The sequence below is a fragment of the Nostoc sp. genome (genome assembly GCF_036918015.1).
In the GTDB taxonomy this organism is placed as follows: domain Bacteria; phylum Cyanobacteriota; class Cyanobacteriia; order Cyanobacteriales; family Nostocaceae; genus Nostoc.
The window spans coordinates 63,274-81,278 of sequence record NZ_JBALEO010000032.1 but is presented as its reverse complement, the minus strand read 5'-3'; the positions used below and the strand labels follow the sequence as shown (position 1 = coordinate 81,278).

The window sequence follows — 18,005 nt, the reverse complement described above, 5'->3', positions numbered from 1 at the left end:
CTGCTTGATTTCTGATTTTTGAATTTTTTGGCTTTGCTTGTTTTCAACTCAGCTTCCCTGAGTCATTTTCTGCTTTTTAGTCTAAAGTCCAGTTACAAGCTGAAAACTGAACCTGTACAAGGTAAATCAGTTGATACAGAGCAACAAGGCTTTGATGTTGAGTCTATTGGGGCGTTATGATGAAGCATTGGCTAACCTCAATGAAGCTATAAAACTTCAACCAGAATATCCGCTTTTGTGGGCCAATCAGGGCATTGTGCTGGCTCGTGCGGGGCGTTACCAAGATTCACTGGCTAGTTGTGAGAAAGCTTTAGAACTACAGGCTAATGATGAGAGTGGCCATTACGGTAAAGCTTGCTATTTCGCCTTACAAAATGATGTTGATTTAGCCATTGAAAACCTACAACAAGCAATTAATCTCAATCCTAGTCGATGTCGTAGAGAAGCAAAACTTAACCCTGATTTTGATAGTATTCGAAACCATGCAAAATTTCAGGCATTACTACAAGGTTAAATGAGCAAATTATATTCACAGGTGATGGACTTCCAATTAAAAGGTATCCATATCTAATTTCTCTGACAGTCGCGCCATTACCACTTCACCATTTATTACATCTCCACGTTCAATAGAAGCAAGCCCAACAGCTATTTTTTTGTGGGTTTCTTCTTCCCATTCCTGATAACCTTTCTCCCATTCTTCCAGCAGTTTCAACGCTTTAACAATCACATCTTCAGCATTTTCATATCTACCTGTAGCAATTCGGGTTTGTATAAATTGTTCGTATTCCGCCTTAAGTTGGATGTTCATAATTGTTATTCCTAGTTAGTTAAGAGCATTTCCTAAACTATGCTCTAAAATTTATCTAAATTCATTAAAGCTTTAACTTATGCTTCTTACCGAACTCATACCGCTAGTTAAAGAATTATCCCACACTGATAAACTCTTACTAATGCATTTACTGGCAGCCGAATTGTTGAAGGAATCAAGTTTAGTTCCATTGGATGCTGAGGACAAAGTAGCTAGTCTTGGCTTACATGATTCTTTTGAAGCTGCTGCTGTTTTAGCGAAGGCATTAGCAGAAGAAAAAGCAGCAACACAAATGTTGAGCAATTTCCGAAAGTAGAGCTAGCTTTTGCTTGGACAAGAGATAGAAACGCCCCATTGATTTTAGGACACATGAATTTCTTTTTAGCGTTTGATGTGTGCTTCTATCGTTCTGAATTAGCGTTTGAAATTAGCCCTAAAATAGCCTGATGGAAATAGTGAAACCCAACATTGTATTAGGTTAATGTTGGGTTTCACAGAATTCAACTACCTTAATTAGGCGGTATTTGTTCCGGTGGCGTTTCTGCTGGGGGAGCGAGTACCGCATCCGGCGCAATTTCTTCTACAGAAATCGGTTGCTTATCCTCAATTTCAAAATCTGGTTGCGCTGCTTCCACCAATTCAGGAGATGGAGGATGTGGGGGAATCGCTTCCGGTACAATCTCAGTTTTTGCTTCGGTGTCAGTAGTAACTGTCTCCTCTACTGGTGGTTCTGGTATGACAATAGTTTTGTCAATAATCTCAATAGCAGGTTTCTCTGACAGTACAGAAGTAATATCTTCAGGTTTGGGGGTTGTGGGTGTTTTTTTACTCACAGTCTGCTGCACCTTGTCTTTCGCGCCACTGAAGGTGCTACCCAGACCTTTTTGCAACTGGCCCAGCCGTTCCTGAAGGGACAACTTATTCACCTGTTCTTGAATGCCAGTTTTTACCGTCTCAGCACTGGGTACTTGGGTTTGTTGTGCCTGTGGAGTCAATTGCCGACGCAATGATAGAGTTTGCCAGCCAAACCAGACCAAAAGAGCCACACTAGCCACATGACCCAGCAACAAACCTCCAGTAATGCGTGGTGCAAACACCCATAAGACTAAAGCGTAGAACAATCCTACACCACTCCAGATAAAGTCATTCTTGCGGTGGATTTCTGGGAAAAAGAAAGCTGCTATGTAAATGGCTAAACTACCAAGACCCACTACCAAAGCTAGGACAAATGCCAGCATTATTTGGTTACTCCTTACTGCGTCCTTTGATTATTTCAATTTTGCAAATTTTGCCAGTCAATTGTTGATTTAGATACAATTTAAAATCAATTATCCCTGTTACTTGTGGATTTTTGTCATTTATATCAAGTCTTAAGGTCTTCTTTAGGGGAGAACGGAAAATATCGGACTACCCTTATAGGTAAAGGATCTGCAAGAGTTAGCCAGAAATTTTTTATGACACTACAAAGCTTTGGTGTGATTGGATTAGCCGTTATGGGTGAGAACATCGCTCTCAACGTGGAGCGCAATGGCTTCCCAATTGCAGTTTACAACCGCTCCCGCGAAAAAACGGATGCGTTTATGGCGCAGCGCGCGCCAGGAAGGAACGTCAAAGCCGCCTTTACTCTAGAAGAATTCGTTGCCTTATTGGAACGTCCCCGCAAAATTCTAGTAATGGTGCAAGCTGGTAAGCCAGTGGATGCGGTGATTGCTCAACTCAAACCCTTGTTAGAAGAAGGCGATATCATTATCGACGGTGGCAACTCTTGGTTTGAAGATACGGAACGCCGCACTCAGGAATTAGAACCTACTGGGCTTCGGTATCTTGGTATGGGTGTCAGTGGCGGTGAAGAAGGGGCGTTGAATGGCCCATCTCTGATGCCTGGAGGTACAACAAGCTCTTACGAGTTTCTATCACCAATTTTCAACAAAATTGCTGCCCAAGTCGATGATGGCCCTTGTGTAACCTACATTGGCCCTGGTGGTTCTGGCCACTATGTGAAAATGGTACACAACGGCATTGAGTACGGCGATATGCAGCTAATTGCTGAAGCCTACGACTTGCTGAAAAACGTCGCTGGATTAAACCCCAGTCAGCTACATGATGTGTTTGCTGAATGGAATACCACCGATGAACTCGATTCATTTTTGATTGAGATTACGAAGAATATCTTCCCATATATTGACCCAGACACAAATCAACCCCTGGTGGATTTGATTGTTGACGCTGCCGGTCAAAAGGGAACTGGACGCTGGACTGTGCAAACTGCATTGGAATTAGGAGTCTCTATTCCGACAATTACCGCAGCAGTTAATGCCCGGATTATATCTTCGATTAAAGAGGAGCGGGTAGCAGCATCGAAAGTCCTCACAGGCCCCACTGTCAAGTATGACGGGCAAACTAAGGACTTTATCAATAAAGTACGCGATGCTCTCTATTGCTCAAAAATCTGTTCTTATGCTCAAGGGATGGCGTTGCTATCCACAGCTTCCAAAACATATAACTGGAATTTGAATCTGGGCGAAATGGCGCGGATTTGGAAAGGTGGTTGTATTATTCGCGCTCGCTTCTTGAATAAGATTAAGAAGGCTTTTAGCGAAAATCCAGCTTTGCCTAACTTGCTGTTAGCTCCTGAATTTAAGCAGACAATTCTTGACAGACAGACTGCTTGGCGGGAAGTGATTGCGACAGCTGCAACAGTGGGAATTCCAGTACCCGCATTTAGCGCATCCTTGGATTATTTTGACAGCTATCGCCGCGATCGCTTGCCTCAAAACCTAACTCAAGCACAACGCGACTACTTTGGCGCACATACCTATCTGCGTCTCGATAAGCCCGGAAGTTTCCATACTGAATGGGTTCCCATTGCTGAATCTAAGAAGTAAACTTTCACACTTCTAAATTCTCAATTTATTGGGAAAGTTTAGACTTTTTCAGAATAAATCTTACCAGTGGCTCTGAGTTTCAGAGTCACTTTCTTTTTAATGCTGAGTTAAATGCAAAAGAAAACTGCTGTATCTTATTGATTTATTTTAAGGCAATACGCTTGGGTTAAGGGTTATTGGTGTAGGTAATTGGTCTTTGAAGACGCGATAAATCGCCGTATCTACAAGTGTTTTGGTCTTATCTGAACTGTATTGGATTTTAAGGATTATTATTACCAAGATATTTGGCTTTTAATTCTTCTAATTCTTCATCTATTTTGCTTTTACTAGTAGGCTGAGATGTAGGATTTGGTGGCTGTATTTTATTTGGTTGAGGTTTACTGTTACCCATAAATTGGGTTTTCATTTCTTCTAGCTCTTTCTCAAGTTGACTAGGAGATTTCGATACAAAATTGGGTGGAGAATTTGGTGGCGATTGAGGGATAGATTTTGGTACAATCGCTGGTTTTGCTGCTGCTGGCGAGTATTTATTTAAGTCGTTGAGAACTTCGTCTACTATTTGATAACGCCGAATTGGGATACTTTCTAGCATTTTGTTGAGAATGCGACTCAACTCATTACTGATGGGAGTTTGCAAGTACTGCTGCCATACCCAAGTATCGTTGTTGGTATCATAAGAATCGAAGGGCGATCGCACTGTTAATAAATTAATACAAGTCGCACCCAAGCTATAAATATCGCTGGCGAAAATAGCCCTACCTCTCATTTGTTCAGGGGCTACATATTCTGGACTACCAATACTAGTACCAGTTTTATTTAAGGCAGCGCCAGTGGCAGATTTAGCAGCACCAAAATCTACTAATACTAGTTTGCGATCGCTCTCGCGTAAAATAATATTTTCTGGCTTAATATCGCGGTGAATGACGTGTCTGGCGTGACAAAATTGTAATACTGATAATAAATCGTTTAATAGTTGCCAGATTTGTGTTTCACTAAAAGCACCTCTATGTGCCAATTCTTGGGCTAAGTTTTGCCCGTCGATAAATTCTTGTACAAGATACTGCCGAGCTTCTTGGGTAAAATATGCCAGTAGTTCGGGAATTTGGGGATGCTTGCCCAATTCATCTAACTGCACTGCTTCTTGGTTAAATAACTCTACGGCTTTGGCCAGAGTGCTAGTGCCTTGGGATTGGGGATAAAATTGCTTAATTACGCAGCGTGGTTTTGAGGGTTTATCCTCATCCACAGCTAAGAAGGTTTTGCCAAAACCACCTTGTCCGATTGGTTTGATAGCACGGTAACGTTCTTTGAGGAGTAATTTGGTACCGCAAGTCCGGCAAAACTTGACATCATCAGGATTTTCCGGCTTGGGACAATGGGGATTAAGGCAGTAGCTCATACAGGCGATCGCTCTTATATGTCTTTATTTTCTCCTGTCCCAGGCAAAAGCGGGTAATCAACAGATTTTGGATTTTAAATTTTGGATTTTGGATTTGTGTAATCCAGAAGGGTTAAAAGTCTGTAACGGGTTGTTATTCCGGTATAAACCTAAAGAATCTAAAATCTAAAATAGACTGATTATTGTAGAGACGGCGATTCATCGCGTCTCTTGCCTTAACCGAACAGTATTAAGCATCACCCATAATCAAGAGCGTAGCCCGTTGTAGACATCGCTTGGGCTTAAAATGTCTACGACGGGCTATTCGGCATTGCACTGCTAACTACCCCACCGCACTAACTACCCCACCGCATCTATAACAGGATGGAAGTAGAAGGCGAACCCCAATACTGTATAAGCAGCTAATAATAAAGTGCCTTCTAGCCAATTGGATTTACCATCGGAACTAATACTGTTGGCAATCAACACTGACACAACCACAGCGACTAATTCAAAGGGTTTGAAATCTAAATCCATTGGTTTACCTAATATCCGCCCTGCTATAACTAACACGGGTGCAACAAATAGGGCAATCTGCATACTCGATCCCACAGCTACCGAAAGGGAAAGATCCATTTTATTTTTCATTGCCACGGTGACTGCTGTAGCGTGTTCAGCCGCGTTACCGACGATGGGAACTAATATCACCCCTGTAAACAGCGCCGTCAAACCTAGCTGAGATGTGGCCACTTCTAGGGAATCTACTAGCATTTCTGACTCAATTGCCACTAGTAAGGTACATACTAGCAGCACACCAATCCACAACATCATATTTGGTTTTGCGTGAGGGGTTTCTTCTTCTTCTTCTGTCTCTGCTACACCCACATCATACAAATAGGAGTGGGTTTTCATCGAAAATAGCAGCGTTAGGGCATAAACCAAGATTAAGACTACGGCAACAGCAATAGAAAGATTTTGCAGTGTTTCTTCGTTAATTCCTTGAGAAGTATAGTTCATTGCCGTTGGCATCAAAATGGCAATCACTGCCAAATTCATCGAAGCAGCATTCACCCGCGCCACAATTGGCTGAAATGTCTGTTCTTTGTAGCGCAGTCCTCCCAAAAGCATGGAAAAACCCATCACCAGTAGTAAGTTGCTAATAATCGATCCCGTGATACTAGCTTTGACTACATCGATTAACCCAGCGTTCAGGGCTACTAGGGCAATGATTAATTCTGTAGCGTTGCCAAAGGTGGCGTTTAACAAGCCCCCCAATGATGGCCCCACTACAACAGCAATTTCTTCTGTCGCTGTACCCATCCAAGCTGCTAAGGGCAGAATTGCTAATCCAGCTGTAATGAAAACTGTCAATTCTCCCCATTCCAGAAAGTGGGCTGCTACAGAAACCGGGATAAATAGTAGTAAAGCGAAAAGAATAATGTTTTTGGTTGACATTTGTTGTCTTAAGTTGAGGGTATCATTCACAGCGAGCAATCCTAAGTTTCAAATTTGGAGTGTTGAATTAACAATTACTTTCAATCAGCACTCCGATATGGTACTCTCAACCGCCTGTAGAACCATTCAGAGATTGTACTGTTTTCCATTCAACGCTGCGGATGTTGTGTAACGCAAAATTGCGATATAATGAGTTCTTGTAATCTTTTGTTGCAAAAGTATGAATTTGAGCCAAAATATTACATCAAAAATGGGGTTTAATGTATTAAAAGACAATTAAAATTTTGATTGGCGCTAAAGAAGAAAAAACCCCTAACTGAGGCTTTGTTCAATGGCTAATTATTTTAAGCCTTCAGGGAAAGGGCTGTGCGATAACGCAGATTTCCCACTACAATAAAACCGGTTTGTCAAAAATTTGGTTGGGTTTCATAGTTGTTGTTTATACCGGATTTTGTGTAAAAACCATTGTAGAAAGGTTTATCGAAACAGAATTCAGGAGTCAGGAGCCAGAATTCAGAATGAATTTTGTGCGACTGGTGATAGCGCAGCGTTAGCGAGTCCGCGTACTCTTATAGAGAAGCAAGCTACGCTTTTAGCGTCTCGTAGAGAGCGTCTTCATTCTGACTCCTGAATTCTGACTTCTGAATTCTTCTTCAAGCACAATGTTTTTGGTGCAACTGCAAGTTTTTTGTTTTGGATTAAATATACATGACTTCTGCTGCTGAAATGCCAGCTAGCTCTGGCTCAACGTTAACATTACATTCAGATCCCAATAACACCAAAGAAACCGATCCCCTGAGAAAGGCTAATGGTGTTTATGTGACGGTGCATGGTCATTTTTACCAGCCACCAAGGGAAAACCCTTATCTGGACGCAATTGAACGCCAACCGAGCGCTGCACCTTTCCATGATTGGAATGAGCGGATTCATTGGGAATGCTATCGTCCAAACGCCTTTGCCAGAGTCTTAAATGACCAAGGTGAAGTGGTGGGGATCGTCAATAATTACGAATATTTCAGTTTTAATATTGGCCCAACGCTGATGTCGTGGCTAGAACGCTACGATGTGGAAGTTTATCAGCGAATTTTAGAGGCAGATGCCAAAAGTAGCGATCGCTTGGATGGTCACGGTAATGCGATCGCGCAAGTATACAATCACATCATCATGCCTCTGGCGAATGAGCGCGACAAATATACCCAAATTCGCTGGGGTAAAGAAGACTTCCGCTCCCGCTTTGGCCGCGATCCCGAAGGAATGTGGCTAGCAGAAACGGCTGTAGACTACGCCACCCTAGAAGCTCTTGTTGCTGAAGGTATTCGCTTCATTGTTCTTGCACCGTCTCAAGCACTGCGTTGTCGTCCCCTCCCCACTCCAGATCATCCCCATCCTGAATGGATTGAAGTCGGTGGTAGTCAGATTGATTCCACCCGTCCCTATCGTTGTTATTTGAAAGATAGTCAAGAGTCTAAGGAAACAAATGACAAACCCTACATTGATATCTTCTTCTACGATGGGCCGATATCGCGGGATATGGGTTTTAGTGATGTCGTTTATAATTCCAGTCATTTTGCCGGACGTATCGGTTCAGCAGTACGTGGGGATCATCGTCCAGCACAGTTGATTTCTGTGGCGACAGATGGGGAAACCTTTGGACACCACAAAAAGGGAACTGAGAAAACTTTAGCCTACGCCTTTACCAAAGAGTTTCCTCAACAGGGTTGGACGGTGACGAACTTCGCCCACTACTTGAGCTTAAATTCTCCTAGTTGGGAAGTGGAATTAAAGTCAGTCACAGCCTGGAGTTGCGCCCACGGTGTCGGCAGATGGGAGGATGACTGTGGTTGTGGTGGCGAAGGTGGTGTTTGGCATCAGAAATGGCGTCGTCCTTTGCGGGATGCCCTAAATTGGCTGCGGGATAAGCTAACTGAGGTGTATGAGGAACATGGTAGGCAGTTATTTCGCGATCCCTGGCTAGCGCGAGATGAATATATCCAAGTAATGCGCGATCGCTCTGCTACCAATGTCAACCGTTTCCTCTCCCGTCATCAAACTCACAAACTAACCGCAGCCGAACAAGTAGATGCTCTCCGCCTATTAGAAATGCAGCGTCACGCTTTGTTGATGTTCACTAGTTGTGGTTGGTTTTTTGAAGAAATTTCCCGTCCAGAGGGGACACAAATTCTGCGCTACGCCGCCCGTGCTTTGGAATTGGCAGGGGATGTGGCAGGTGTGCAGTTGGAAAAAGGCTTTGTTAAACGTCTTGGTATGGCCCCCAGTAATGTGGATCAGTTCAAACATGGTGGCGAAATTTATCGGCAACTCGTGTTAACTGCCCAACTTGGCTTTAAGCAAGTAGCAGCCCATTACGCCATTACTTCTCTATTTACCAATCAGAAACCAGCAGAGACGCACAATTCCCTACCGAGAAAAGATGCTGCTGACAAACAGTCTGGGCGTTACCATAAGCGGGTTTATTGCTACGCAGCCAATGAGTTAGATTACCAACTGCAACGGATGGGATCGCTAAGTCTGGCTGTGGGAAATTTAAAGCTAGTATCAGAGATTACTTGGGAAAGTGAGCATTTGGTATTTGCGGTTCTGCATTTGGGAGGCTGGGATTTCCACTGCTGCATTCAACAATTTACTGGGCGGCGTGACTACAGCCAATTAAAAGAAAAGCTGTTTGGGGCACTGCAACAAGCTAGTGCGGCTCATACTATTTTGGTAATGACACAGCTATTTGGAGAAGAAGCTTTCAGCTTGCAAAATCTATTTGCTGAAGAACGCCACCGGATTATGCGGCTGCTGAGTGAGGAAACACTGACACGTTTAGGACAATTATATACCCAAGCTTACCGTGATAATTATGGCGTGCTGATGGCGTTTCATCGCGATGAAATAGCAGTACCGCAAGAATTGCAGGTGGCAGCAGATATTGCTTTAGGGCATCGCTGTCTGATGACATTGCGATCGCTTGAACAAGAGATTGCCGATCCCCAAAAGAGTTGGAATCACATTTTAGAATTGGAGACGATCGCCACTGAAGCAAAACATCTGCGTTGTCGGCTGAATATTCCCGACGGTAAGCAGATGTTAGAACAGTTAATTGCGCGATCGCTCTGGCAATTGTTGCACGATGCCAATGGTAGTTTTAATGCAGATATCCAACTATTGGAACGATTGATTGATGTCGGGGATCAACTAAATATTGATATTTCCCTACAGCGATCGCAGGAATTATATTTTAGTTGTCTGCAAAGTCAGATAGCACCGGTGTGTATTACTAGCGTTGGGAATGAAGGAGATAATCAGTGTCTTCAGTTGCTCAAGTTAGGTAAAAAATTAGCTGTTGATGTTAGCTCAATCTCAAATCAGTTGGGATAGATGTAGTGGCGCACAGCAGTACATTGGTGTCAAACAAGTGGAATTACCCCCCTTAATCCCCCCGATATTTTGGGGGGAAACAATAAATCTAGTTCCCTCCCCTTTATAAGGGGAGGGTTAGGGTGGGGTAATTCGAGGACTGGTAGTGATTCGATAACTTGTATGTACACCGTAGCCCCAAGGGAGAGGGGAGCTAGACATTCAATTCCCCTTCTCCTTTGGGAGAAGGGGTTAGGGGATGAGGGCGTGAGGGATTTGCAAAACGCCTATCCGATATAGTTTTCAACTTAAGTCAAAACCTAGTTGTCAGCTAAAGATTGGGAACGAGGTCAATTTTTGGATAAAAACTTCACACAAAGAAAAGGAGATAATTATCCCCTTTCCTTTTGGCAGTGAATTTCAAGTTCGTGAAGTACACAACGATTCGTCTCAAGTCTAGGTAACGCACCCTGTTTTACTACTGACTTCTGAATTCTGAATTCTGAATTCTGCTGTAACTTTCTTTACCTAACGTGAGAGCGATCGCAATGGTAGGGATAAAGCCACTCACACTTAAAGAGTCCACGGGTATGTTTTTCAAAAAATGTTCCTGCATGGCGCCCAGGTGATATATCGATCCCAGCTTTAGTTTTAATCTCATATAACCAGGGAAAGGCTACTACTAACATAGCTGTAATAGCGAAGAGGTAGATAATTGTAGTTTTAATGTTGGGAAATCTTGGGGAATTGCTATTGTGATTTTGAGGCATAGAAACGAAGAGAAACTAATAGCTCATACCATCGTAACCTAAAGCTGAAAATATCGCCGAAAACGCGGATCGATATTATCTGTTTTCTGCTGATTACAGGTAGAACAGAGAGTTTGGAGATTACTGATATCATTTTGGCCCCCACGAGCGAGGGGAATGATATGATCGATACTGAGGTTAGTTTCTACATTAGTTTTACCGCAACTTCGGCATTGATATTGGTCGCGTTGAAAAACATATTTTTTGACTTCCGGCGGGATACGAATGCGGGGAGTTTTGCTCATTTATTTTCTAGTTACTCAGAAATTCTTCTAAACTGGGTACATCTAACCAACTTGATTTTTGATGCGATTCATGAGATAAATCCATCAACAACTGAGAATAAATTCCTTCGCGTAGTGATGGTGTAATTTCCTGATTGCGGTCAATTCCCTGCACCCATTGGTTTACTACGCGGATAAATGCCGAAATCCGGCCATCAGCATAATTTTTGGGAAAAATTAACCGATTCGGTATTTCTATTTCTGTTAAAGGTTTACCTGGCTGAGAACCCCAAACACGAAAACCATGTATATAATCTTTTTGATTTTCACTGCCCACAACTAATGTACCGCGATCGCCATATACTTCTACCCAATGCGTTCTTGCTGCATGAACAACCGCACTGATAGAAAGTTGACAAGGTGTACCATTGGCTAATTCCAGCGTTAATATACAATTGTCATCTGTATTCACTGCCTTAGATTCCCCGCTAATCGGGTCAATTCGTGTCGGAATAGCAGTAGTTAAATGAGCGTTTAATCTATGCACTGGCCCGAATAACCAGTGAATATAATCGAAGGCGTGAGAACCCAAAGATCCCAATGCACCGCCTCCTTTCTCTTTATCAGAATACCAATTCCAAGGGCGTGAAATATCAGCACGAGAAGAACCTAACCAATCAATTTTAATTAAGCGTAACTCACCCACATAGTTTTCTGACAATAACTCTGCAAACAATTGCCATGCTGGTACAAAGCGAAATTCAAAGTCTACAGTTGCAATAACGTTTTTTGCTTTAGCTAACTGATAAAGTTCTTTCGCTTCAAGTGCATTTAAGGTTGTCGGTTTTTCTAGTAATAAATGTTTTCCAGCTTGCAGTACAGTTTTTGCCATTTCATAGTGCAAAAAGGGCGGTGTAGAGATGCTGACTGCTTGCACTTCTGGTAAGGACACAATATCTGTCAGGGAGTCGGAAGCGTGGGGGATATTATGGGATTCTGCTATGGCTTTGGCTTTATTGATATCTCGGTGATAAACAGCAACTACCTCAGTGCGAGGATGTGCTTGGAATCCAGGGATGTGGACTTTTTGACCAAATCCAGTGCCTGCGATCGCAATTCCAATCATATCATTATTTGCTCCCATTAATTACTTAGCTAAACCCTAATAATTCCACCTCAAAAAAGTATACTTTTTTATGTGCAAGTGGATTTACCAGATAATTATCTATTCTAATCATCTTAAGACTTACCCAAACAATAGCCGAAAATAATTATTTTATGGTAAGAGCAATTTTGGTAAATTTGGAAGATAAAATCTTAATGACATCGATAACGGAAATCCGATGCTTGAGAGCATAATTTTTTAGTTGCATGATTTATTCTTCTAATAGTTTAGGACTTACGCACTGTACAAATTTATTATCTTGTGCATTAACGAAAATAGGTAGTTTCAGGCTTTTATCACTCATTCTTTGATCAATAGCGTAGGCGTAGCCCGCCGCAGGCATCGCCTCAAAAGTGTCGAAAAATCATGTTTTAATGCCTGAAATCCATACCCCATATTTAGTTTTTCTTGTCAATGCGTAAGTCCTATATAGGATTACTATTTGATTTTTGAACAACACGTAGGGTGTGTTATCGCGAAGCATAACGCACCATTTTCAAGGGTTTGGTGCGTTAGACTAAAGTCATAACGCACCCTACAAATACTTAATTTTTTTCAGAAATCAAACCGGATTCCTATAGTTTTTGATCTAATTCAAATTTATTAGCTTGGGCTAATCCGTTAGATACTTCTTCGATTACTTGCTGAATGTCAGCGAAAACTAGATTATTACTTGTCGAGTAATATCTTGATTTGGTCAATCTTTTTAATTCCGATGAATCTTGTACAGAGTCCAGAATATAAGAAACACCGTTCAAAAATGTCACAAGTTCTGAAATACTCATAATCAACCACTCTCCAGTGCTGTATATTGATGATTCAAAATCTTAGTTACTTGCAAAGGCAAATAATGTAACTGGACAAGACAAGGAACGGACAAGAAACCGACAGTCCAAGTAGCTACAAGAAAAGTTACTATCCTCTGTCTAGTCTTGTAGCGTATACCTGTCTGGTCAGATGTTGTATACTTGTCCACCTATTTAATATACCAATGTTATATAGGTTTAACATCTATATATTAATCATATATTATTAAAAATTTTGCGCACGTAACTTATATAACCAGTATCAAACAAGCGTACCAGTATCAAACGAGTGTAATATAGAAGAAATAAAAAAGTGAAAAATGGCTAAACTAAATGTCGGATCAATAAATTTATCAGATTTTGATAAAGATTGGTTTTTGGTAGTCTCAAAGCTAATGGAGCGATCTGTAAGGGCTAATTTAGCCTCAATAAGTTCATTCTACATAAGAAGAAATATCGGAGCTTTTAGAGAGCTACTAGCCTACAAAGCTAAAAAACACGGAATTTCAGAAGATGAATGCTTTGAAATACTACTCAATAATGGTGAATTCCCTATCCCAATTGCTGGCTTTTTAGAAGAACCTCCACAAATAAATGAAGAGTAAGTGGGGATGATTGGGGACGACTCAGACTAATTGGAGATGTGTTGGAGATAAGTGCTTATACTTAGATATTGATTACACAAATAGAACACTCAGAGCGTCCTATGATAGTACTTAAATGTTACTTTGTCTTCGTTCTGAAAGCTGTCTATTCGGAATATAAATGGCATTAGTAAAGCACTAAGTAGTCAGACAGAATTAATTACACAATGTCATTACGAATGAAGCGTACCCCTCTGGGGAAGCAAGCTACGCGGTAGCGTCTCCAAAAGTTGAGGAATAAAGCAATCGCAATGACTGTAAATATTTTTGTCTGACCACTTATTAAAATATTTATGAGAAAATAAGTATATTAGAAGGATCTTAGTATATTAAATAAAACTTAAGTATGGTAAGGAGATTTACCATACTTAATTACTGCCAATACTTGCTAAGTAGCCAAATCAATATTTGATTTACGAAAAAATTCAGTACAACTCAAAGAGGCTTCTTGACTGTCGCTTATTGCCTATAACCTCTTGCTCTTGCCTCCTACCGAAATGCTGTAACATTGCAATATTCCTCATCAACATTGCAATATTCCTCATCAACATTGCAATATTCCTCATCAACATTGCAATATTCCTCATCAACATTGCAATATTCCTCATCAACATTGCAACGTTCTTCATAAAGATTGCAACATTCCTCATTAACATTGCAACATTCCTCATCAACATTGTAATATTCCTCATCAACATTGCAATATTCCTCATCAACATTGCAATATTCCTCATCAACATTGCAATATTCCTCATCAATATTGCAATATTTCTCATCAACATTAAAGCAATTGTAAAGAAAAACAGGTAAAAACGGGAAATATAGAGAAATTACTCAGATTAGTTAGAATTTTTTTAACAAATATAATTATCACTAATTTTACTGAACCAAAAAACAGCTTTAGTAAGCCAAAGTAGCTTTAGAAACCTCTCTAAGGAATATATTGATGTCTCGTAAAAAACGTACATCCCGTGTTCTCGAAAAAGCTGAGTTGAGATCCGCTGGACTCAAAGCAATTGATTCAAATATGAGTTTTGGTGATGATTGCGATTTGCAAAACTTGAGTCAAGCAATTGAACAGCTAAGAACCATGCTTGATGCTTATAATACTGCATTAACTGTAATTGATTCTTCTAAAACTAAAATTGATGCGATGGAGAAAACCCTCAGTAATCTTACAGACAAGATGGTAAGAGGGGTTGCTTTTAAATATGGCAAAGATAGCAGCGAATATGAAATGGCGGGTGGGGTTCGCGATAGTGAACGGATTCGCAAAAGCAGATTGAGTCGCCTGAAAGCTGCTGCTGGAGAAGCATCAGTTGAAAATCCTAAAACTACCTAATACAGCCCGGATAAAAGCATAAAACAGAGGGAAAACAATGTTATTACAAGGGATGTAGGGAACGAACAAAGGCACTTGGCTGATTAAAATTATTTTATCAATTACTGCAATTGTTTATGGTAAAGCATAACCTATTGCAATTTTTTATATGTACTAATACTCTTCGATAAACAACAATTATATACAGCTACTATCATGCACGATCATGCATATTAGATGGGGCATTTTATAGTCATAACTAATATTTTATAATGCTGAGACTCTTGCTGCATAGTATTTTCAACCATTTTGCTTGTCTAAATACTGATTAGAGTTTATAGTGATACGGTGTTTTCCGTTCCTTGTCTCGGCAGATTCATAACATGATTTATTCTGGCAAATTACAAAAGTATTTTGCGGGCATTTCTTTGTCTGTAATTGTAGTAAGTGACTTAGTTCTCACACAAAAAACTGCTCCAGTTTTAGCTGAAACCATAAATACATCGGTTGGCAATGCTGTGACATTCAGCTGCAATGATAGTGAAGCGACAGTTGCAGGTAAAAATGGCCCCAAAGTAGTTAATGGAACAGCAAAAATTTACATTGGTTATGAGCAATTATCAAATAACAAAAACCCTGTAACTATCCGCTTTAATAATGGGATAAAAGCATGGTGTCGTAATGATTACGAGACAACAGGTGACGATGGTACAGGTTACGGATTGTATTGGAATGGAAGTGATGTTTTATATGGCATTTACTCTTCCACAGGCACTCAAACAGGTAATGATTTTAGCCGTTTTGCCAGTGGTCGGTGGTTGCCTAGCTATGGTAATGGAGGCGGGCCAAAAGCCGCAGTTATAGCCCGGATTAATCCATCTAATGGCCAGGTTGATTATGCCACATTTTTATCTTCTAAAAAGCCAGATAATGGACAAACTAACTCTTTACTTGTCAATTCTTTATCATGGAATGGCACAAATTTAACTGTGAAAGCTCAGTCATGGTGGACTCCTCGTGGCACTAATACAAATTCCATGAATTGCTCTGGTTCATCACCTTATCAATACACAGCCGCATTTACAAGCGATTTAAGAACGATGACCTCAGCTTCAGCCAATACTTGTAGCTAAAAGAGAAAAATTCAGCTTTCAAATTAAGGAAACATATTATTTCCAGTTGTTTAAGAATTAACAAAAAATTTGGCAATCTAATTCGCAGCTTCAGATACCCGACTTCTCCAATAAGTTGGGGTTTTTGTTGTTCACAAATGATTTAGGATTGACTTTGTAGAGACGGCGATTCATCGCGTCTCTTGCCTTAACCGAACAGCATTGGCATTGCTATAGCTAAAACACCATCTCTTTAGTAGCTAATACCAATTTAATTAATGATTGCAACAACATATCCTTGGGTAAAGACGCGATGAATCGCGTCTCTACAAATGGTCTATTTGTTGCATTCTTTTTTCAAATTGGTCTAATTACCCAGAAATGGTATGAACTAATAGAAAATAAAGCTTTTTAAACCCGCGTGGGCGGGTTTAGTCTGTTTAGATGCAGTTTCTAACCGTCGATTTAACTTCCGATTTCTAACTCCCGGATTCTGCTGCATCTGCCCCTAATTGTTCCCATTTGGACGCTGAATAATTGTCTCCACCACCCGCCGCTTGGCTTTAGGATCGATACCTACTAAGCGCACATATTCACCGCTATATTCTGCCAGAGTTGATTCCAAATTTGAGATGGCATCAGACTCAGCATCGATGTGGCTATGAACACAAGTTTGCCAAGAACCTGTGCGGAAGCGGCGCTCATCTACGTGTTCAATACTAATTTTGTAACCTTGAGATAATAATTGTCTAATTTGAGCTTGTGTGTCTAGTGTCAAATGGACACTTGATGCTTCCTGTTTCTGGAATTGATTAGTTTTTACTTCTTTGGTTGCGCCATTTGACGGCTGACTAATTGGTGTTACCACAGCAGGTGGTGCGGATTGAGAATTTCTACCTCGATTTAGTCGATTGTAATCATCAACCAAATGAGAACTTTCCACCCGTTTTTGTTCGCCAACCAGGAAGTTACCAGACTCGATTAAGTGAGACAGCCTGAAATCTGGCTTTTTAAACTCAGGTGGCCCTTGAGTGCTGTTAACCACATTCAAGGATATCTGCTCAAAACCTACTTTATGAATGTAATTGCGGATTTGTTCGTCATAAATGCGCGATCGCAAAGCGCTAAAAAAGTCAATAGACTGATTGACAAAAGTATCAACTAGCTGTTCAATTTCTTTTTGTGACAATCCATCCGCTTCAAAAATTCCCTTGACAATTCCCACCTTATCGTCTCTATCTGGTTCCCAGTAGAATTTCTCCATCCGTCCATCCCGAATTAACGGTGCATAGAGGGTAGAAAAATCATTACCTGTGACAATAATCGGCACACGATGTAAAGGTGTGGAATCATAGCTTCCCGGTAACTGCACATCTGTGGGATTATCAGCAATATTCATCAGTGTGGCATTCACCAACTGGGTGTTTACAGTATATTGAGTGCCTTCATCAAAACGTCCAGCACCAGCATCTAAATCGTTAATCATCAGTACACACATTTTGCCGCGTACTTTGATCAGTTCAGCTGTTTCCCGATAGCGCAACCGAATTAACCGCGCTGGATCTCCCGCATCTGGACTTTCTAATTCGCCGCCAGATACGTGAGTCACTTCGATACCCATTTTCTCGAAGACTAATTGACATTGAAATGTTTTACCTTCTCCTTTGCGTCCATGAATACCCAGGATCACGGGAACTCGCACGCCAGGAAGCTTCAGGAAATTTTTGGTAATGTGGACAGCAAGTTTGTCCAAAAAGCGGGGAGCGATGTAGTAACCCATGAGTTTATGCGATCAAAAATTAACACTTCTAAGGTTAATGTTAATTTTTTTTTGGGGATAGCGATCGCTTTTCTTTCAGACAAGCTGGTGCTTGTTTATCTGTTGGGTTGATTGTCTGCTGCCACAGTTGAACGCGCGCCCAAGCATGGAAGGAGTGAAAACTGCTGTTATTTGGTAGTGCCAAAAATTTGATTACAATATCAAATGACTTTGATGAGCCATTTGTATAATTCCAGGATTACTTACATTAGCCTA

At 40.9% G+C, this 18,005-nt stretch carries 18 protein-coding genes; 7 read left to right on the top strand and 11 right to left on the bottom strand.

All coding sequences use genetic code 11. From position 1 onward, the window contains the following. Nucleotides 1-130: 130 nt before the first annotated feature. The gene (locus V7K61_RS07825) at nucleotides 131-514 is read left to right on the top strand and encodes a TPR end-of-group domain-containing protein (protein WP_335052449.1); all 384 of its coding nucleotides are present in this window, start codon (nucleotides 131-133) and stop codon (nucleotides 512-514) included. Between the two features lie 36 nt (nucleotides 515-550). Here V7K61_RS07825 and V7K61_RS07820 read toward each other — a convergent pair whose 3' ends face one another. Beyond that, the gene (locus V7K61_RS07820; protein ID WP_335052447.1) at nucleotides 551-808 is read right to left on the bottom strand and encodes a ribbon-helix-helix domain-containing protein; all 258 of its coding nucleotides are present in this window, start codon (nucleotides 806-808) and stop codon (nucleotides 551-553) included. Nucleotides 809-887: 79 nt separating this feature from the next. Here V7K61_RS07820 and V7K61_RS07815 point away from each other — a divergent pair, with 79 nt between their 5' ends. Next, a complete protein-coding gene (locus V7K61_RS07815) occupies nucleotides 888-1,124 on the top strand; it encodes a hypothetical protein (RefSeq protein WP_335052445.1) in 237 nt (78 codons plus the stop codon). A 193-nt stretch (nucleotides 1,125-1,317) separates the two neighbouring features. On the opposite strand, the gene V7K61_RS07810 is transcribed toward V7K61_RS07815, so the two are convergent. Further along, nucleotides 1,318-2,046 carry a Ycf66 family protein gene (locus V7K61_RS07810; protein WP_335052443.1) on the bottom strand — a complete coding sequence of 243 codons (729 nt, stop codon included), beginning with the start codon at nucleotides 2,044-2,046 and terminating at the stop codon, nucleotides 1,318-1,320. Nucleotides 2,047-2,262: 216 nt separating this feature from the next. Here V7K61_RS07810 and gndA point away from each other — a divergent pair, with 216 nt between their 5' ends. Further along, nucleotides 2,263-3,693, top strand: coding sequence for an NADP-dependent phosphogluconate dehydrogenase (gene gndA / locus V7K61_RS07805; protein WP_335052441.1), 1,431 nt, complete (start codon nucleotides 2,263-2,265; stop codon nucleotides 3,691-3,693). Between the two features lie 259 nt (nucleotides 3,694-3,952). Here gndA and V7K61_RS07800 read toward each other — a convergent pair whose 3' ends face one another. Next, the gene (locus V7K61_RS07800) at nucleotides 3,953-5,092 is read right to left on the bottom strand and encodes a serine/threonine-protein kinase (RefSeq protein ID WP_335052439.1); all 1,140 of its coding nucleotides are present in this window, start codon (nucleotides 5,090-5,092) and stop codon (nucleotides 3,953-3,955) included. Between the two features lie 339 nt (nucleotides 5,093-5,431). Next, nucleotides 5,432-6,526, bottom strand: coding sequence for a calcium/proton exchanger (gene cax / locus V7K61_RS07795; RefSeq protein WP_335052437.1), 1,095 nt, complete (start codon nucleotides 6,524-6,526; stop codon nucleotides 5,432-5,434). Between the two features lie 708 nt (nucleotides 6,527-7,234). Between cax and V7K61_RS07790 the strand changes: the two genes are divergently transcribed. Continuing rightward, a complete protein-coding gene (locus V7K61_RS07790) occupies nucleotides 7,235-9,910 on the top strand; it encodes a DUF3536 domain-containing protein (RefSeq protein ID WP_335052435.1) in 2,676 nt (891 codons plus the stop codon). 503 nt (nucleotides 9,911-10,413) lie between these two features. Here V7K61_RS07790 and V7K61_RS07785 read toward each other — a convergent pair. From V7K61_RS07785 to V7K61_RS07770, 4 genes are all read right to left on the bottom strand, one after another. Beyond that, the gene (locus tag V7K61_RS07785; RefSeq protein ID WP_335052433.1) at nucleotides 10,414-10,659 is read right to left on the bottom strand and encodes a hypothetical protein; all 246 of its coding nucleotides are present in this window, start codon (nucleotides 10,657-10,659) and stop codon (nucleotides 10,414-10,416) included. Nucleotides 10,660-10,697: 38 nt separating this feature from the next. Beyond that, on the bottom strand, nucleotides 10,698-10,943 hold the full coding sequence (locus tag V7K61_RS07780; RefSeq protein ID WP_335052432.1) for an HNH endonuclease: 246 nt from the start codon (nucleotides 10,941-10,943) through the stop codon (nucleotides 10,698-10,700). 7 nt (nucleotides 10,944-10,950) lie between these two features. Continuing rightward, a complete protein-coding gene (locus V7K61_RS07775) occupies nucleotides 10,951-12,066 on the bottom strand; it encodes a Gfo/Idh/MocA family protein (RefSeq protein ID WP_442936298.1) in 1,116 nt (371 codons plus the stop codon). Between the two features lie 596 nt (nucleotides 12,067-12,662). Next, nucleotides 12,663-12,872, bottom strand: a complete 210-nt coding sequence (locus V7K61_RS07770) for a hypothetical protein (RefSeq protein WP_335052430.1) — start codon at nucleotides 12,870-12,872, stop codon at nucleotides 12,663-12,665. A gap of 341 nt (nucleotides 12,873-13,213) precedes the next feature. Here V7K61_RS07770 and V7K61_RS07765 point away from each other — a divergent pair, with 341 nt between their 5' ends. Then, on the top strand, nucleotides 13,214-13,498 hold the full coding sequence (locus V7K61_RS07765; RefSeq protein WP_335052428.1) for a hypothetical protein: 285 nt from the start codon (nucleotides 13,214-13,216) through the stop codon (nucleotides 13,496-13,498). Between the two features lie 464 nt (nucleotides 13,499-13,962). Here the strand turns inward: V7K61_RS07765 and V7K61_RS07760 are convergent, their stop codons facing one another. Beyond that, entirely contained in the window at nucleotides 13,963-14,313 is a 351-nt protein-coding gene (locus tag V7K61_RS07760) for a hypothetical protein (protein WP_335052426.1), read from the bottom strand. 170 nt (nucleotides 14,314-14,483) lie between these two features. On the opposite strand from V7K61_RS07760, the gene V7K61_RS07755 reads away from it, so the two are divergent. Next, the gene (locus V7K61_RS07755) at nucleotides 14,484-14,879 is read left to right on the top strand and encodes a hypothetical protein (protein ID WP_335052424.1); all 396 of its coding nucleotides are present in this window, start codon (nucleotides 14,484-14,486) and stop codon (nucleotides 14,877-14,879) included. Nucleotides 14,880-15,241: 362 nt separating this feature from the next. Beyond that, entirely contained in the window at nucleotides 15,242-15,991 is a 750-nt protein-coding gene (locus V7K61_RS07750) for a hypothetical protein (protein ID WP_335052422.1), read from the top strand. A 487-nt stretch (nucleotides 15,992-16,478) separates the two neighbouring features. On the opposite strand, the gene V7K61_RS07745 is transcribed toward V7K61_RS07750, so the two are convergent. Then, nucleotides 16,479-17,750, bottom strand: coding sequence for a ribulose bisphosphate carboxylase small subunit (locus tag V7K61_RS07745; RefSeq protein ID WP_335052420.1), 1,272 nt, complete (start codon nucleotides 17,748-17,750; stop codon nucleotides 16,479-16,481). Nucleotides 17,751-17,790: 40 nt separating this feature from the next. Continuing rightward, a complete protein-coding gene (locus V7K61_RS07740; protein WP_335052419.1) occupies nucleotides 17,791-17,934 on the bottom strand; it encodes a hypothetical protein in 144 nt (47 codons plus the stop codon). Nucleotides 17,935-18,005: the final 71 nt, after the last annotated feature.

Excerpts from the sequence above, each read along its gene's own strand:
- V7K61_RS07820 (WP_335052447.1), bottom strand. The coding sequence starts at position 808 with ATGAACATCCAACTTAAGGCGGAATACGAACAATTTATACAAACCCGA.
- V7K61_RS07815 (WP_335052445.1), top strand. The coding sequence starts at position 888 with ATGCTTCTTACCGAACTCATACCGCTAGTTAAAGAATTATCCCACACT.
- V7K61_RS07810 (WP_335052443.1), bottom strand. The coding sequence starts at position 2,046 with ATGCTGGCATTTGTCCTAGCTTTGGTAGTGGGTCTTGGTAGTTTAGCC.
- gndA (WP_335052441.1), top strand. The coding sequence starts at position 2,263 with ATGACACTACAAAGCTTTGGTGTGATTGGATTAGCCGTTATGGGTGAG.
- V7K61_RS07800 (WP_335052439.1), bottom strand. The coding sequence starts at position 5,092 with ATGAGCTACTGCCTTAATCCCCATTGTCCCAAGCCGGAAAATCCTGAT.
- cax (WP_335052437.1), bottom strand. The coding sequence starts at position 6,526 with ATGTCAACCAAAAACATTATTCTTTTCGCTTTACTACTATTTATCCCG.
- V7K61_RS07790 (WP_335052435.1), top strand. The coding sequence starts at position 7,235 with ATGACTTCTGCTGCTGAAATGCCAGCTAGCTCTGGCTCAACGTTAACA.
- V7K61_RS07785 (WP_335052433.1), bottom strand. The coding sequence starts at position 10,659 with ATGCCTCAAAATCACAATAGCAATTCCCCAAGATTTCCCAACATTAAA.
- V7K61_RS07780 (WP_335052432.1), bottom strand. The coding sequence starts at position 10,943 with ATGAGCAAAACTCCCCGCATTCGTATCCCGCCGGAAGTCAAAAAATAT.
- V7K61_RS07775 (WP_442936298.1), bottom strand. The coding sequence starts at position 12,066 with ATGGGAGCAAATAATGATATGATTGGAATTGCGATCGCAGGCACTGGA.
- V7K61_RS07770 (WP_335052430.1), bottom strand. The coding sequence starts at position 12,872 with ATGAGTATTTCAGAACTTGTGACATTTTTGAACGGTGTTTCTTATATT.
- V7K61_RS07765 (WP_335052428.1), top strand. The coding sequence starts at position 13,214 with ATGGCTAAACTAAATGTCGGATCAATAAATTTATCAGATTTTGATAAA.
- V7K61_RS07760 (WP_335052426.1), bottom strand. The coding sequence starts at position 14,313 with ATGAGAAATATTGCAATATTGATGAGGAATATTGCAATGTTGATGAGG.
- V7K61_RS07755 (WP_335052424.1), top strand. The coding sequence starts at position 14,484 with ATGTCTCGTAAAAAACGTACATCCCGTGTTCTCGAAAAAGCTGAGTTG.
- V7K61_RS07750 (WP_335052422.1), top strand. The coding sequence starts at position 15,242 with ATGATTTATTCTGGCAAATTACAAAAGTATTTTGCGGGCATTTCTTTG.
- V7K61_RS07745 (WP_335052420.1), bottom strand. The coding sequence starts at position 17,750 with ATGGGTTACTACATCGCTCCCCGCTTTTTGGACAAACTTGCTGTCCAC.